The organism is Massilia sp. DJPM01 (assembly GCF_030348125.1).
Lineage (GTDB): Bacteria > Pseudomonadota > Gammaproteobacteria > Burkholderiales > Burkholderiaceae_D > Telluria_A > Telluria_A frigida.
The window spans coordinates 157,742-173,056 of sequence record NZ_JAQOZV010000005.1 but is presented as its reverse complement, the minus strand read 5'-3'; the positions used below and the strand labels follow the sequence as shown (position 1 = coordinate 173,056).

Sequence of the window (15,315 nt, the reverse complement as noted above, 5' to 3'; positions counted from 1 at the left end):
CTATCTGGCCGGCCCGCGCAGGCGGGGGCCAAGTTATTTCTGCGCAGACGCGCCGCAGGCCCCAGGTGCTGGCGGCCGCACCCTACCCTTCCGGCTCCTGGATATCGAGCTTTTGCATCTGATAGCGCAGCTGGCGGAAGCTGATCCCCAGCAGCAGGGCCGCCTGGGTGCGGTTGAACTGGGTCTGGGTCAGCGCGCGCAGGATGATCTCGCGCTCGACCTGCTCCAGATAATCGGGCAAGTTGCTGGGCAACTCGGCCGGCCCGCTCACGCTCATCGGCGCAGCCACCTGCGGCGCGCCCGCCTGCAGCGGCGCCGCCACCGCCTCGGCCACCGGCGCCGGCCGTTCGGCCACGCGCGCGCCCTTGAGCGACAGGTCGCCCACTTCGATCACGCCATCGTTGGCGAACGCCAGCGCCCGTTCCAGCACGTTCTCCAGTTCGCGCACATTGCCCGGGAACGAATACGTGCTCAAGGTTTCCAGCACCTGCGGCCCAAGGGCGGCCTGCTGCCCCGCCCCGGCCAGGCGCGCCAGCATGCCATGGACCAGCACGCCCAGGTCGTCGAGCCGCTCGCGCAGCGGCGGCACGCTCAACTCGATCACGTTCAAGCGGTAAAACAGATCCTGGCGGAACTTGCCGGTTTCGACGCACTGCGCCAGGTTCTGGTGGGTGGCGCTGATGATGCGCACGTCGACCGGCTCTTCGCTGGTGGCGCCGATCTTGCGCACGCGCCGTTCCTGGATCGCGCGCAGCAGCTTGACCTGCATCGCCAGCGGCAAATCGGCCACTTCATCGAGCATCAGGGTGCCGCCGTTGGCCGCGTGGAAAAACCCGTCGCGCTCGTCGGCCGCGCCGGTAAACGCACCCTTGCGGTAGCCGAAAAACTCGGCTTCCATCAGCGCTTCGGGAATCGCGCCGCAATTCACGGCAATGAAGGGCTTGCCCGCGCGCGAACTGCGGGCGTGGATTTCGCGCGCCACCAATTCCTTGCCGCTGCCCGACTCGCCCGTGATGGCAATCGGCGCCATCGAGCGCGCCAGCCGTTCGATCTGCTTGCGCAGCGATTGCATCACGGCCGATTCGCCGATCAGGCGCGACGCCGTGCCGGCCGCCGCCGGGCTGCCGCTGTGCGTGGCCGGGGCCGACAGGCGCAGGGCCGACTGCACCATCACGCGCAAATCGTCCAGCACCACCGGCTTGGAGACGTAATCGAAGGCGCCCGCCTTCAAGGCCACCACCGCGTTTTCGGCGCTGCCGTAGGCGGTCACCACCGCGATCGGGGTCGACTTGTTGGACGCGCTCACTTCCTGCACCAGTTCCAGGCCCAGGCCGTCGGGCAGGCGCATGTCGGTGAGAATGAGACCGTAATCGTTCTGCGCCAGGAAGGCGCGCGCCTCGCGCAGCGTTTCGGCGCTGTCCACATCGAGCCCCATCCTGACCAGCGTGATTTCCAGCAGTTCGCGTAAATCCGCCTCGTCATCGACGACCAGTACGCGGGGTGATGTCATGTTGTTGCCTTTCTATTACTAGTAACACCGCGCGCCCCCAGCGGCTGCGCGAATGAAATCACAAAGCGGCCACTGGCCGCGCGCACGCCGAAGCCGCTGGCATCGAAGCGATATTCGTAATCGAGCATCGCCGCGTTGTTCAGGCACAGCTCGCGCGCCAGGTACAGCCCCAGCCCGGTGCCCTTGCTCGAGGTCGTATAGAACGGCTCGAACAGGTGGGCCCGCACCTCGGGCGTGATGCCCGGACCGTCATCCTGCACGTGCAGCTCCATGCCGCCGGCCGAGTCGGTCACCACGTAGACGCGGATACTGCCCACCCCGCCGCTGGCGTAGCGCAGCGCATTGGTCAGCAGGTTGATCAGCACTTCGCGCAGGTGCAGCGCGTCGAAACGCACCGGCACGGCTCCAGTGTTGCCCAACCACACTATATCATCGGCGACACTCTGGGTTTCGTCAAATTCGGTTTTCAGCTCATTCAAAAACGGGCCGAGCAACAAGGGATCGCCATTCGGCTGGACCTTGCGCGACAATTGCAGTATGTCTTCGACCATGCGGTTCACCCGCGCCACATTGTCGCCGACGATCTTGAGCAGGCGCGCCTGGCCCGGCTCGTGCAAGTCTTCCGCCAGCAGGGCGGTGGCGTGGCCGATCGCCGAGAGCGGATTGCGCACCTCGTGCGCGATGCTGGCCGTCAGGCGTCCCATCGATGCCAGTTTCAGTTCCTGGGCCTGGTTTTCGATGGCGGTCACATCCTGCAAGAAAATCACGCAGCGCTCGGACGCCTCGTCGACCGTGTCGACCCGCGCAAAGCGCAGCTTGAGGTGGGCCGCCAGGTCGCGCCGTCCGCTCCAGGCGGCCATGCCGGCCTCGCCCCCGCCGCTGTCGCGGTAGGGCTTGACGGTGACGAAGGCGGCGCGCGCCACGCCGGCGGCGCTGGCCGGCCCGACCTGCTGCTGCCACTCCGAAAACGCGAACGCGACCGGTTCCAGCGCGGGCACCTCGGACAGGGCAAAGCCGCTGTCGCCGTTGGCCAGCCCCAGCATGTGCTGGGCGGCCGGGTTGCCGGCGAAGATGTGGCCGTCGCGGTCGACCACGAGAATGCCATCGTCGACATCGGCGATCACGATCTGGTTGATCGCCTGCTGGATTTTCAGGTCGGCGCCGTGGCGCGTGGCCAGTTCTTCCTGCCGGATCAGCCTGGCGGCGAGGCGGCTGACCACCATCACGATGGCGAAAAAGGCGGCGCCGTACAGCCCGGCCTGGGTGAGCGGCATGCCGGCCGCGCCCAGGAAGACCTGGTACAGGGAATCGATCAGCAGGAACAAGGTGACCAGCGCGGCCGAAAACAGGGCCAGCAGGCGCGGTGCCAGGATTGCGGCCCCGGCCAGCGGAAACAGGTACAGGATCACCAGGCTGCCGCGGCTGGCGGCGGCGGCCATGTACAGCACCGAAATGACGCCGATGTCGACCGCGATCTGCAGCACCACCTGCATCAGGAAATGCTTGCGCACGTACACGCTGGCCAGCACGAAGGCGCCGGCCAGCACCAGGTAGGCGATGCAGGTGTCGGCATACAGATGCGGGCCGGCGCTGGCCACGTCTTTGTGGTCGAAGGCCAGGTAGGCCAGCAGCACCAGCGAGATGACGATGCGGGTGGCGGTCAGCGCCTGCAGCGAGCGCCAGAATGTTTCGCGCGACTCCGCCGACAGCGCGCTCCAGAAGGACATCACTCAGGCGGGCGGCAAACGCGCGTGGTCCGGGCTGCAATACTCGCGCCCGCCGGCCTTGACCGCTTCCGACTCGGGGAAGTACACATGGCAGTGGGCGCAGGCGATCATGGTTTCCGCTTCGCGCGCGGCCGGCCGTGGAGCGCTGCCCTGCCCGGGCGGCGGCGCCATGCCGCGCAGCTTGCTGCGGATGGCGGCGATAATCAGGATCAGCAGGGCGATCCAGAACAGAATGCGTGTCATGCCAGCCCCCGGTGCAAAACGACTTCAAGAACGAAACGGCTGCCGACATAGGCCAGCACCAGGGTGGCGAAACCGGCCAGGGTGAAGCGCAGCGCGGTCTTGCCGCGCCAGCCGCGCCAGCGCCGTCCGGCCAGCAGCGCGGCGAACAGCAGCCACGACAGCAAGGTGAAGACACTCTTGTGATCCCACTTGAGCACGGTGCCGAACACTTGCTCCGAAAACACAATCCCCGAGAGCACGGTCAGGCTGAGCAGCACGAAGCCGATCCAGATCAGGCGGAACAGCAGTTTTTCCATGGTCAGCAGGGCCGGCAGCTGGTCGAGCGCGGTGGCCAGCCAGCCGGCTTGCGGGTTGCGCGCGTGCAGGCGCGTTTCCTGGAGCGCCATCAAGACCGCGTGGAAGGCGGCGATGGTCAGGGTGCTGTAGGCCAGGATGGCGACCGAAATATGCCAGCCGAAGGCCGGGGCGCGTCCTTCGAGCTGCAGCACGCTGCCCGGAAACACGGCCGGCAGCAGCGCGGCGGCGGCGGCGCAGGGCATCACCAGGCGGCGCAGGCCATCGAGCGCGAAATTGCGGTTTTCGATCCAGTAGGCGGCCACCGAGATCCACAGGGCGGCGGAAATCATCAGCGCGAAGCCGATCCGCACGCTGCCGGGCGCCATCATGTCGAACCAGAGGGCGGCGCCGTGCAGCAGCCAGGCCCCGGCCGTGACCCCGGAAATGAGGGCGCCCCGGGGCGTGGGAAGAAGGGCGCACAGCGCGTACAGCAGCGCCGCTGCGATAAGTAAGTAAGTCTGCATGGCGCAAGTTTACACTATCGGCGCGCGCTGGCGGGGACGGCGTGACGGCGCCGCCGCCAGCGCCGCCTAATCGACCGCCGCCATGCGCAACTCGTCGTTGTGGTGGCGCTGCTGCTCTTCCATGACCAGCTGCCCCAGCTCGCGCTTGAGCGCATTGAAATCGGGCGCGGCCGGGTCGCGCAGGCGCGCCAGATCGACCATCACGTCGCGCTTGACCGTGCCCGGACGGTAAGTCATCACCACGATGCGGTCGGCCAGGTAGATCGCTTCCTCGATGCTGTGGGTGACGAAAATGATGGTCTTGCCGGTGGCGGCCCAGATGCGCAGCAGTTCGTCCTGCAGGTTGCGCCGGGTCAGCGCGTCGAGCGCGCCGAACGGCTCGTCCATCAGCATGATCGGCGAATCGAGCGCCAGCACGCGCGCAATCGCCACCCGCTGGCGCATGCCGCCCGACAAATCCTTGGGAAAGCGCTGGCGGAAGTCGCCCAGCGACAGCATCTCCAGCAGGCGCGCCACGGTGGCCGCGATGGTGGCCTTGTCCAGGCCCTTGATTTCCAGGCCGAAGGCGACGTTCTGCTCGACTGTCATCCAGGGAAACAGGGCGTACTCCTGGAACACCATGCCGCGCTCCGGCCCCGGCCCCGTCACCGCGTGCGCGCCGGTGCGGATGGTGCCGCGCGTGGGCAGCGCGAACCCGGCGATGGCGTTGAGCAGGGTCGACTTGCCGCAGCCCGACGGTCCCAGCAGGCAGGTGAATTGCCCGGCCGGGATCTCCAGGTTGATCTCCTTGAGCGCGACCAGCTCGCCCGCGGCGCTGTTGAAGACCTTGTCGACGCCCTCGATATGGATCGGTGATGCACTCATCTCAGTTCTCCAGGCCGCGGTGCCAGCGCAGCAGGTAATTGTTCAGGCGGTTCATGCCGATGTCGATCGCCAGCCCCAGCATGCCGATGGTGGCCATGCCGGCCATGATCTTGTCGGACCAAAAATACTCGCGCGCTTCCAGGATGCGGAAACCCAGGCCATTGTTTACTGCGATCATTTCCGAGACGATCACCACGATGAAGGCGGTGCCGATCCCGATCCGCACGCCGGACAGGATGTAGGGCACGGCGGCCGGCAAGATCACGCGCACGAACATGGTGCGCTCGCTGGCACCCAGGTTGCGCGCCGCGCGCAGGTAAATGGCGTCGACCTGGCGCACCCCGGCGATGGTATTGATCAGCACCGGAAAGAACGCCCCCAGCGCGATCAGGAACACGGCCGGCGGATTGCCCAGCCCGAACCACAGGATCGCCAGCGGAATATAGGCGATCGGCGGAATCGGGCGCAGCAGCTGTACCAGGGGATTGAGCCAGGCATACACGCGCGCGTTCGCCCCCATGGCCAGCCCGAGCGGCAGCGCCAGCGCGGCCCCGATGCCGAAGCCGAGCAGCACCCGGACCATGCTGGTGAGCGAATCGACCATCAGTTCGCCCGACACGGCCCAGGCCAGCCAGCTGCCATCCACGTGCGGCTGCAGCGGCAACAGGTACTCGATCCACTTGCGCAGCACCGCCAGCGGCGACGGCAACACCTGGGGATTGACCAGGCCCTGCACCGCCGCCAGCTGCCACAAGGCGATCACCACGGCCGGCACCACCAGGCCGATTCCCACTTCACGCAACTGTCTGCTATTCATGCCACCTCCGGAAAACGTTGTTACAGCACGCTTGGATTGTCGAACCGGGCCCGCTCACTTGCCCCCCAGGCTTTTTTTTGCCGCGTCCAGCAGGTCGGTCCTGACCCAGTCCCTGGCCAGCGGCGGGCGCACCATGCGCCCCACGCCGGTCTTGACCATGGTGTCGGTGGTGATCTGGATATGCTCGGCCGTCACATCCAGCGAATACGGCGAATTGGCGATCGCATCCTTGAAGTCGGCGCCGCTGATCTGGCCCTTGTAGATCACGTCGCGCACGTACTTCTCGGCGATGGCCGGCTGGGTGATGAAGGTGCGGGTCGCTTCGACGAAGCAGCGCATGAATTTGTCGGCCAGCGCCCGCTTGCCGCTGTAGAAAGCCTCGGTCATCACCATGGTGCGCACCGGCTCGCCGATCGGGGTGTCGTAGGGTTTCAGCACTTCCCTGCCGAAACCCCGGTTGATGGCTTGCGAGGATTGCGGCTCGGATTGCATCATGGCATCGATATTGGCCGCCATCAGCGCCTGGTTCAGGTCGGCGAACGGCAGGTAAATCACATGCACGTCCTTGCCGGGCGCGCTGTCGGCGCTCATGCCGTGCTTTTGCAATTGGGCCATCAGCAGCACTTCCTGGATGCCGCCGCGCGTGACCCCGACCTTGCGGCCTTTCAATTCTCGGATGCCCCTGATGCCCAGGCCGGGCCGCGCCACCAGGCGCGCGCCGCCCCTGGCAAAACCGGCGACGATGATGATCGGCGCGCCGCTGGCGCGGCCCGAAATGGCCGCCTCGGACGCCGTCGTGCCCACGTCCAGCTCGCCGGCGATGATCGCTTGCATCACATCGAGGCCCTTGGCGAAGATCTTTTCGTCGACCTTGATGCCGCACTTGGGCGCGATTTCCTTGATGTACGAAACGGCGCCGAAATGCGCGAACTTGAGGTTGCCAAGCCGGATCACTTCCTCGGCGTGGCTGTGGCTGGCGGCAAACAGCGCCGCCAGTACGATCGTGTTGCAGATGAGCTTCCCTGGCATGCCTGTCTCCGTTGAATGGTGCAGAGTCGATGAAGTAGCGCGCGTGTCGTCATGCATGCAAACGAGCCGCCACCGGCCCCGGTATCCGGCGCGGTATCCGGCGCGGTTTCCGACGCGGTATCCGGCGCGGTTTCCGACGCGGTATCCGACGCGGTATCCGACGCCGTTGCCACACGTTTGCATGCTTACCTCAGGGAAAGATAGCCCGGAGAGAAAGCAATGTCCAACGACTGGCGCAAGCTTTGCGCTGATAAGATGCTCCTCCCTCCGTGAAAGAAATCAATGAAACCCATTTTGCATAAGCGCATAGGCGCACCGTTGTTTTTCATGATGTTCGGCCTGGCTGCCATGAGCACGGCGCAAGCCGGCGAGCGCCGCTGCACGTTTTACGAAGACCCGTCGGCCGACGGCAACGTGTTCGAGCCGCCGCGCTGGCCGGGCAGCCTGACGCCGGGCATGTATGCCCAGCCCGGCATCGTGCGCGCCGGGCGCGACGATTTTTACCAGTTCATCGCCTGGCGCGCGCTGGCCGGCATGCCGCTCGACGCCGCCGCCCAGGAGCGCCTGCGCCCCTTCGACCCGTGCTGGCTGACCGAAACGAGCGAGCACCACGGCCACAATCCGCACAACGACGCCGCCCTCAAGCACGCGCTGGAAGGGTGGCAAACGGAACGCCTGCGCGGCGGCGGCCCCAAGCAGGCCGCGCTCGCCATCGCCGGCAAGGACAGTTCGGTGCTGAACTGTCCGGCGGACGCATTTCGCAACGCCACCCGCACCCTCGGCATCCGCCTCACCAACTACGGCGCCGACGCCACGCTGCGCGACTGGGTCGTGGGCCAGGACGCCGTGTTCGCCAACTGCGCCGCGCCCGGCGCGATGCCGGCCGATGCCCCGGCCGGCGCGCCCGACTGGCTGCGCATGGACCGCGCCTACCAGCAGGCGGCCGCCCACTTTTACCGCGGCGCCTACCCCGAGGCGGCCGCGCGCTTCGACGCCATCGCCCAGGACGCGGCATCGCCCTGGCGCACCATCGCGCCCTACCTGGCCGCGCGCGCCGACGTGCGCGCCGCCACCGCCACCGCCGCCGGCGACGGCAAGGCCGATGCGGCGCTGATGGCAAGCGCCTTGAAGCGCCTGGAGCCGCTGGCCGACGCCAGCACCGACACGCCGCTGCGCACCGATGCGCGCCGCCTGCGCCAATTGATCTTGCTGCGCACCGCGCCGGCGCAGGTACTGGCCCGGCTCGACACCGAACTGGGCAGCGCCGCCCCATCCGCCAATATCGGACAGGATGTACGCGATTACAGCTATGCCTGGCGCACCACGGCGCCCGCCGAACGCGGCCAACTGGGCTATGGCGCCTGGCTGGCGGCCATGCGCAGCGCGCGCGCCGCCAACGCCTCGCCGGCCGAGGCGCTGCGCCAGTGGGAAGCGACCCAGCAATTGCCCTGGCTGGTGGCGGCGCTCACGCGCGCCACGCCGCAGGCGCCGCCGCCCGAAGCGCTGCTGACGGCCGCGCAAGCGCTGGCGCCCGCCTCGCCGGCCTACCTGACGGCGCGCTACCACCTGGCGCGCCTGGCCGCCAGCGACGCCGAGGCGGTCGCCATCGTCGACGCGGCGCTGGCCCTGCGGCCGGCGCTTGGCGCGGATGACGCCAACGCCTTCAAGCGCATCGGCCTGGCGCGCGCGCGCAACCTGGACGACGTCGGCCGCTTCATCGTGCGCAGCGGCGTGCTGCCGGTGCGGGGCGAAGCGCCGGCCGCCGCCATGGACGTGGCCGCCTTCCTCAACAGCGGCCTGCCGCTGGACATGCTGGCCACCCTGGCGCAGCAAAAAAACCTGCCGCCCAAGCTGCGCGCCGAACTGGAAACGGTGGCCTGGACGCGCGCCCTGCCGCTCGCCCGGCCCGATGTGGCCACCCGCCTGGCGCCCGCCATCAAGGCGCGCTTTGCCGGTTCGGCCCCGCTGGTCGACCAGATGCTGGCCGAAACCAATCCGGCGCTGCGGCGCGGCATCAGCGCCATGCTGCTGGCGCGTTATCCGGGCATGGTTGCCAACGTCAGCCCGTTCATCGGTTACGAGGCCGATCCCACCAAGTTCGCCCATCCGGTTATGCGTGCCAGCAACAACCTCGAACGGTCGCGCGCGAACTGGTGGCAGGTCTTCGCCGGCGGCAAGCCGACTTACGGCAAGAGCGTGCCGGCGCCCGCCGTGCCGACCTTCCTGGCGGCCGACGCGGCGGCCACCCTGCGCGCCGAACGCGCCACCCTGGCGGCCTTGCCGAGCGGCACCGACTACCTGGCCGGGCTGGTCATGGAGCACGCCACGCGCGAGCCGCGCGACGCGCGCCTGCCGCAGGCTCTGTCGATGCTGATCCGCGCCCACGGGGGCGACGCCAGGGGCCAATACACGGCTCCCATGTTCAAGCACTTGCACAAATACTTCACGCGCAACGAATGGGCCAAACGCACGCCGACCCACCGCTGAAGTCTCCCATCCTGATGAACCGGCGAGGCGTGCTGGCCGCAGCCAGCGCCACCATGCCTTGCTGATACACAACGTTACATCTTAATAAATATTTTCAGAATACACTCAATAAAAACTAACCAGGAGTCAACAATGAATTCACGCTCGTTTCAGCTGCGCCGCATGACCCTCCAGATGGGCGCCGCGGCGTTCCTGACCGCCTGCGGCGGCGGCGATGGACCAACGCCGACGCCAACGCCGACGCCAACCCCGACGCCGACGCCAACACCAACGCCCACGCCCACGCCCACGCCAACGCCAACGCCAACCCCGACACCACCCCAGACCTACCCCGGCCCAGTGCTGCCGGCAGGACTGACCCTGATCGCTGGCGACACCGGCAGCATGGTCACGGCGGACGGCACCGGCGTCGACGCCCGCTTCGGCTACATCCGCGACGCGCTGATCGACAGCAAGGGCACGGTGTACATCAGCGAGACCAGGATGGACAACCGTGGCATCTTCGTGGGGACCGGCCCGACGATCCGTGCGTTCGGACGGGACGGCGTGGTTCGTACCGTATTGTCCGCCCCGGTACCCGCCGATGAAAATCACGCGTCCCTCGATCCCACGGGCGCCGACCTGTCCTTTGACCGCGACGAGCAGATACTGGCAAGAGTCGGGCGCACGACTTACCTGATCCGGAAAGACGGCAGCACGACCCAGGTGCCGATCGACCTCAACCCTACCTATCCCGACCAGTCCTTCATCGTCGGCAACGCGGCCGGCGTGCGTTACAGCATCAACTATAGCCGCGAGGGAGGGGGTACCTCGATCGCGCGCATCGGCGCCGACGGCAGCCTGACTGCGTTGGCGGGGAGCACCGTGCGCTCTTCGGAGCCGCGCGACGGCCAGGGCGCCGCGGCCCGCTTCGCCGCCCTCCGCGACGATGGCGTGGTGGTCGACCCGGCCGGCAATCTGTATCTGATCGACGCGGGGACGATACGCCGGGTCACGCCGGGCGGCCTGGTGACCACTTTGGCCGGCGTCGCCAATTCCACATTGCCGGCCCAGGATGGCAGCGGCAGTGGCGCGTACTTCAACGAACCGCGATCGATCGTCATGCATGACGGCCAGCTGCTGGTGCTCGACAAGACAGGGCTGCGCCACGTCACCACCGGCGGCGTGGTCACAAGCGTCGGCCCCAAGCTGACGGACACGCCGCGCATGCTCTTCGCGACGGACACGCAGCGCCTGCTCTCCGACGGCCAGGGAAACGTGTACGCCATCCACCGAAGTCATGTTTCCCTGATTGTGCCCGATGGCGGCGCGTCGCTGTTTGCCGGCAAGCCCGACCTGTCCAGGTTGCCGGTGGACGGCATCGGCGCCGCCGCCCGCCTGGTGCGCCCGAAGTTCATGACGGCCGACAGCGCGGGCAACCTGTTCTTCGTCGAACAGCAACACATCGGCTACCGCTACGCCGGCTATGAGGAGGCCGGGGTGTACCTGCGCAAGGTGGCGCCGGACGGCACCACGACCAGCACCGTGACGTACGGAGGTTATCCGAGCGGCATCGCGGCGGACAGGGCGGGGAATGTGTATGTCTCGACCTTGCGTTACCTTCCACCAACCCATGCAGCGGGCCCGGAGCGTGGCGCCGTCATTCACAAGGTGGGCAGCGACGGCGTCTGGAGCGTGTTCGCCGGCGTCGATACCGAAAAAGGCGGGCAGGATGGCATCGGCGCCGCCGCCCGCTTCAACGCGCCGTCGATTCTGGGCTTCGACCATGCGGGCGATCTGTATGTACAGGACGAGGGCAATGGCTACCGCCGCATCAGCCCGGCCGGCGCCGTGACCACGGTTGCCGCCGTGCCGCCGGAAGTGGGCCACATCACTGACGACGCCGGCAACCGCTACGTCGCCGACAGCGAGCAGAGCACGATATCGCGGATCAGCGCGGCCGGCGTCTCCAGCATCGTAGCGGGCATCCCCGGCCGCGCCGCCACGGTGCTCGGCCCCCTGCCCGGCAGCGTCGAACATCCGCGCGGACTGGTGCGGATCGGCATCAACAGCTACGCCTTCATCTCTGGCAGCGCCATCGTCAGGCTGGCGCTGCCGTAAACGGCGTACCGGCACCCGTTTACCTGGCCGGCCTGGTCATGGAACAATACCGCGCGCGCGCCGCGCGGTGCGCGCCTGCGCTGCCATCCTGATGAACGAACGAGGCATCGTGGCCGCGGCAAGCGCCCACGATGCATTCCCGATACACAACATTACATATTAATAAACATTTTCAGAATACACTTGTTAAAACCAACCAGGAGTTAACAATGAATTCACGCTCGTTTCAGCTGCGCCGCATGACCCTCCAGATGGGCGCCGCGGCGTTCCTGAGCGCCTGCGGCGGCGGCGATGGACCGACTCCAACACCGACGCCGACACCGACGCCAACGCCCACGCCAACCTACCCCGGCCCGGCACTGCCGGCAGGCCTGACCCTGATCGCCGGCGACACCGGCAGCATGGTGCGCGCCGACGGGATCAGGCAAGACGCCCGCTTCGAGGCCATCGCCGACGCCGAGATCGACAGCAAGGGCACCCTGTACATCAGCGATCAAAAGCGCGACAACACCGGTGGCTACTATTTTTTCGGCTATGCGATCCGCAGCGTGGGACGCGATGGCACGGTGCGCACCGTGTACACCCACTCGTTCGACAACAATCCCGGCGCCACGCTCATCCCTGGCGACCCCAGGGTGTCGATCGACGCCCGCGACCAGGTGTTTTTCACCAACCTGAGCCAGACCTATTTGCTGGGCCAGGATGGCATGGCGACGCCGCTGCCCTTCGGCCAGGGCGGCGAGCGCGTGGTCACCAGCGCCGCCGGCATCAGTTACCGCATCACCTACAGCACCATCTCGCGCATCGAGGCCGACGGCAGCGTCACCTTGCTGGCCGGCGCCGACATCACCATACCCCTGGCCAGCGGCGATCCCGCCTTCCCCGGTCCGGTGGACGGCCCGGGCCGCACTGCCCGCTTCAAGTTCATCCGCCCCGAGACCGTCGTACTCGACCCGGCCGGCAATCTGTACCTGGCCGACGCGTCGATGATCCGCAAGGTCACGCCGCAAGGCGTGGTCAGCACCCTGGCCGGTGCCGACGATACCGCAGCCGCGCGCGACGGCACCGGCAACGCCGCCCGCTTCTCCGAGCCGACCGGCATGGCGTACAAGGGCGGCCTGCTGCTGGTGATCGACAACGGCGTGCTGCGCCGCGTGAGCCTGGCCGGCGTGGTCACCACCAGCACGACCACGCTGCCGAACGCGCGCGTGCTGCGGGCGGACCGCGACGGCACCGTGTATGTGGTCTTCCCCGACCACATCGCCACCCTGGGCGACGATGGCCAGGTGACCTTGTTTGCCGGCAAACCCAACCTGTCGGAAACCTCCGTGAACGGCATCGGCGCGGCCGCCCGCCTGCGCGGCCCGCAATGGCTGACGGCCGATCCGTCCGGCAACCTGTATGCCATCGAACGGCAAACGCTCGGCTACCGCAGTACCGGCCCGTATCTCAACAGCGGCGTCAACTTGCGCAAGATCGCGCCGGACGGCAGCGTCACCAGCCGCTTGCTCGCCGCCGGCCTGCCCAGCGGCATCGCGGCCGACAAGGCTGGCAATGTGTATGTCTCGACCCACTGGTACGACTCGGTCAACCCCGGCGCCGCACGGGCCGGACGCGCCATCCACAAGCTCGGCCCGGATGGCACGTGGACCGTGTTTGCCGGCCTCGACGCCGGTCCGGATGAGAAAACCGACGGCAGCGGCGCCGCCGCCAGGTTCAGCGCGCCGCGCATTCTCGGCTTCGACAAGGCCGGCGACCTGTACGTGGAAGATGGCGGCCCGGTGATCCGGCGCATCACGCCCGCCGCAGTAGTCACCACGGTCGCCAGCGCGCCTGCGGAAGTGGGCCAGGTGTTCGACGACGCAGGCAACCGCTACGCCGCCGACACGGCGCACAGCACGATCCTGAAAATCGTCCCAGGCGGCGTAGCGAGCATCGTGGCCGGCACGCCGGAGCGCGCGGCGACCGTGCTCGGCCCCCTGCCCGGCAGCGTCGAGCACCCGAAGGGCCTGGTGCGGATCGGCATCAACAGCTACGCGTTTATTTCAGGCAACGCCATTGTCAGGCTGGCGCTGCCGTAATCGGGCGCGCGCGGCATGGAGGAGACCGGCCCGGCGCCGGTCTTTTTTCGTTGTGACTAGGGTAAAATGACGCCACAACCGGCACTCGCCGGCATCGCCCTATATATTAGTCAGGTCTGCCATGCTAGATAACTTAACCCAACGCCTTGCCAAGGTCGTCAAGACCATGCGCGGTGAGGCGCGTCTGACCGAATCGAATACCGCCGAAATGCTGCGCGAAGTGCGCCTGGCCCTGCTCGAAGCCGACGTGGCCCTGCCCGCCGTGCGCGAGTTCATCAGCCGCGTCAAGGAAAAAGCCCTCGGTGAAGAAGTCATGGCCTCGCTCAGCCCGGGCCAGGCCCTGGTCGGCGTGGTTCAGCGCGAGCTGGGCGCGCTGATGGGCGCGGACCTGGGTCCGGAAGCGTCGCAGCTGAGCTTTGCGCAGCAGCCGCCGGCGATCATCCTGATGGCCGGCTTGCAGGGTGTGGGTAAGACCACCACCGTCGGCAAGCTGGCCAAGTACCTCAAGGAAGAGAAAAAGAAGAAGGTCCTGACCGTCTCGGCCGACGTGTATCGTCCGGCCGCGATCGCCCAGCTCGAATCGGTGACCAAGCAGGTCGGCGCCGACTTCTTCCCGTCCGCCGCCACCGACAAGCCGGTCGACATCGCCCTGGCCGCGCTCGACTGGGCCCGCAAGCACTACCACGACGTCCTGATCATCGATACCGCCGGCCGCCTGGGTATCGACGAAGCGATGATGCAGGAAATCTCCGCCGTGCACGCGGCGGTCAACCCGATCGAAACGCTGTTCGTGGTCGACGCCATGCTGGGCCAGGATGCGATCAACACCGCCAAGGCCTTCAACGATGCGTTGCCGCTGACCGGCATCGTGCTCACCAAGCTCGATGGCGACTCGCGCGGCGGTGCGGCGCTGTCGGTGCGTCACATTACCGGCAAGCCGATCAAGTTTGCCGGCGTGTCCGAAAAACTCGATGGCCTGGAAGCGTTCGACGCCCAGCGCATGGCCAACCGTATCCTGGGCATGGGCGACATCCTGGCGCTGGTGGAAGAAGCGCGCAAGGGCGTCGACAGCAAGGCCGCGGCCGACCTGGCCAACAAGATCAAGGTGGGCGGGCGCTTCGACATGAACGACTTCAAGTCGCAGCTGGGGCAGATGAAGAAAATGGGCGGCATGTCGAGCCTGATCGACAAATTGCCGGCGCAATTCCAGCAGGCGGCCGGCGGCGCCAACATGGACCAGGCCGACAAGCAGGTGCGGCGCATGGTCGGCATCATCGATTCGATGACGCCGCAGGAACGCGCCAAGCCGGAACTGATCAAGGCCACGCGCAAGCGCCGCATTGCCGCAGGCGCCGGCGTGCAGGTGCAGGAAGTGAACCGCATGCTGGCCCAGTACGACCAGATGCAAGCCATGATGAAGAAATTCAAAGGCGGCGGCATGATGAAAATGATGCGCTCGATGAAGGGCATGATGCCGGGCGGGATGCGCTAAGCGCACCTCGTTTCCACATCGTTTCTTTCGACCGACGCCCCTGAAACCGTCGCCCCCGCGCCAAGGCGGCACTCGGCGGGGGCCCAAGTTCGTCGCTGATCCGCTAACTTGGGGGGAACGCATGCGTTCCCGCCGAGTGCCGCCTTGGCGCGGGAAGTCGGTTCC

The 15,315-nt window shown here is 67.3% G+C and carries 11 protein-coding genes; 4 read left to right on the top strand and 7 right to left on the bottom strand.

Going from position 1 to position 15,315, the window contains the following annotated elements:
* Window positions 1-82: 82 nt before the first annotated feature.
* The 7 genes from PO883_RS05780 to PO883_RS05750 all read right to left on the bottom strand — a co-directional run bounded on the left by PO883_RS05780 (window position 83) and on the right by PO883_RS05750 (window position 6,990).
* A complete protein-coding gene (locus PO883_RS05780) occupies window positions 83-1,510 on the bottom strand; it encodes a sigma-54 dependent transcriptional regulator (protein WP_289308882.1) in 1,428 nt (475 codons plus the stop codon).
* Window positions 1,507-3,237, bottom strand: coding sequence for a PAS domain-containing sensor histidine kinase (locus tag PO883_RS05775; protein WP_289308881.1), 1,731 nt, complete (start codon window positions 3,235-3,237; stop codon window positions 1,507-1,509). Before PO883_RS05775 ends, PO883_RS05780 begins: the two co-directional genes overlap by 4 nt.
* A gap of 3 nt (window positions 3,238-3,240) precedes the next feature.
* Entirely contained in the window at window positions 3,241-3,480 is a 240-nt protein-coding gene (locus tag PO883_RS05770) for a PP0621 family protein (RefSeq protein ID WP_167086972.1), read from the bottom strand.
* Complete coding sequence (locus PO883_RS05765) at window positions 3,477-4,280, bottom strand: inner membrane protein YpjD (RefSeq protein ID WP_167086971.1); 804 nt, start codon at window positions 4,278-4,280, stop codon at window positions 3,477-3,479. Before PO883_RS05765 ends, PO883_RS05770 begins: the two co-directional genes overlap by 4 nt.
* Window positions 4,281-4,346: 66 nt before the next feature.
* Window positions 4,347-5,144 (bottom strand): ABC transporter ATP-binding protein, encoded by a 798-nt coding sequence (locus tag PO883_RS05760; protein ID WP_289308880.1) that lies wholly within the window; start codon window positions 5,142-5,144, stop codon window positions 4,347-4,349.
* A 1-nt stretch (window position 5,145) separates the two neighbouring features.
* Window positions 5,146-5,961: an ABC transporter permease gene (locus PO883_RS05755; RefSeq protein ID WP_289308879.1), complete on the bottom strand. Its 816-nt coding sequence runs from the start codon at window positions 5,959-5,961 to the stop codon at window positions 5,146-5,148.
* 54 nt (window positions 5,962-6,015) lie between these two features.
* Window positions 6,016-6,990 carry an ABC transporter substrate-binding protein gene (locus PO883_RS05750; protein WP_289308878.1) on the bottom strand — a complete coding sequence of 325 codons (975 nt, stop codon included), beginning with the start codon at window positions 6,988-6,990 and terminating at the stop codon, window positions 6,016-6,018.
* 282 nt (window positions 6,991-7,272) lie between these two features.
* On the opposite strand from PO883_RS05750, the gene PO883_RS05745 reads away from it, so the two are divergent.
* The 4 genes from PO883_RS05745 to ffh all read left to right on the top strand — a co-directional run bounded on the left by PO883_RS05745 (window position 7,273) and on the right by ffh (window position 15,150).
* Window positions 7,273-9,477, top strand: a complete 2,205-nt coding sequence (locus PO883_RS05745) for a hypothetical protein (protein ID WP_289308877.1) — start codon at window positions 7,273-7,275, stop codon at window positions 9,475-9,477.
* A gap of 132 nt (window positions 9,478-9,609) precedes the next feature.
* Complete coding sequence (locus PO883_RS05740; protein ID WP_289308876.1) at window positions 9,610-11,577, top strand: hypothetical protein; 1,968 nt, start codon at window positions 9,610-9,612, stop codon at window positions 11,575-11,577.
* A gap of 209 nt (window positions 11,578-11,786) precedes the next feature.
* Entirely contained in the window at window positions 11,787-13,658 is a 1,872-nt protein-coding gene (locus PO883_RS05735) for a hypothetical protein (protein ID WP_289308875.1), read from the top strand.
* A gap of 121 nt (window positions 13,659-13,779) precedes the next feature.
* Window positions 13,780-15,150 (top strand): signal recognition particle protein, encoded by a 1,371-nt coding sequence (gene ffh, locus PO883_RS05730; protein WP_054268437.1) that lies wholly within the window; start codon window positions 13,780-13,782, stop codon window positions 15,148-15,150.
* Window positions 15,151-15,315 lie beyond the last annotated feature (165 nt).

Coding starts and splice junctions, on each gene's coding strand:
- PO883_RS05780 (WP_289308882.1), bottom strand. CDS start 1,510: ATGACATCACCCCGCGTACTGGTCGTCGATGACGAGGCGGATTTACGC.
- PO883_RS05735 (WP_289308875.1), top strand. CDS start 11,787: ATGAATTCACGCTCGTTTCAGCTGCGCCGCATGACCCTCCAGATGGGC.
- ffh (WP_054268437.1), top strand. CDS start 13,780: ATGCTAGATAACTTAACCCAACGCCTTGCCAAGGTCGTCAAGACCATG.
- PO883_RS05765 (WP_167086971.1), bottom strand. CDS start 4,280: ATGCAGACTTACTTACTTATCGCAGCGGCGCTGCTGTACGCGCTGTGC.
- PO883_RS05775 (WP_289308881.1), bottom strand. CDS start 3,237: ATGTCCTTCTGGAGCGCGCTGTCGGCGGAGTCGCGCGAAACATTCTGG.
- PO883_RS05755 (WP_289308879.1), bottom strand. CDS start 5,961: ATGAATAGCAGACAGTTGCGTGAAGTGGGAATCGGCCTGGTGGTGCCG.
- PO883_RS05770 (WP_167086972.1), bottom strand. CDS start 3,480: ATGACACGCATTCTGTTCTGGATCGCCCTGCTGATCCTGATTATCGCC.
- PO883_RS05745 (WP_289308877.1), top strand. CDS start 7,273: ATGAAACCCATTTTGCATAAGCGCATAGGCGCACCGTTGTTTTTCATG.
- PO883_RS05760 (WP_289308880.1), bottom strand. CDS start 5,144: ATGAGTGCATCACCGATCCATATCGAGGGCGTCGACAAGGTCTTCAAC.
- PO883_RS05740 (WP_289308876.1), top strand. CDS start 9,610: ATGAATTCACGCTCGTTTCAGCTGCGCCGCATGACCCTCCAGATGGGC.
- PO883_RS05750 (WP_289308878.1), bottom strand. CDS start 6,990: ATGCCAGGGAAGCTCATCTGCAACACGATCGTACTGGCGGCGCTGTTT.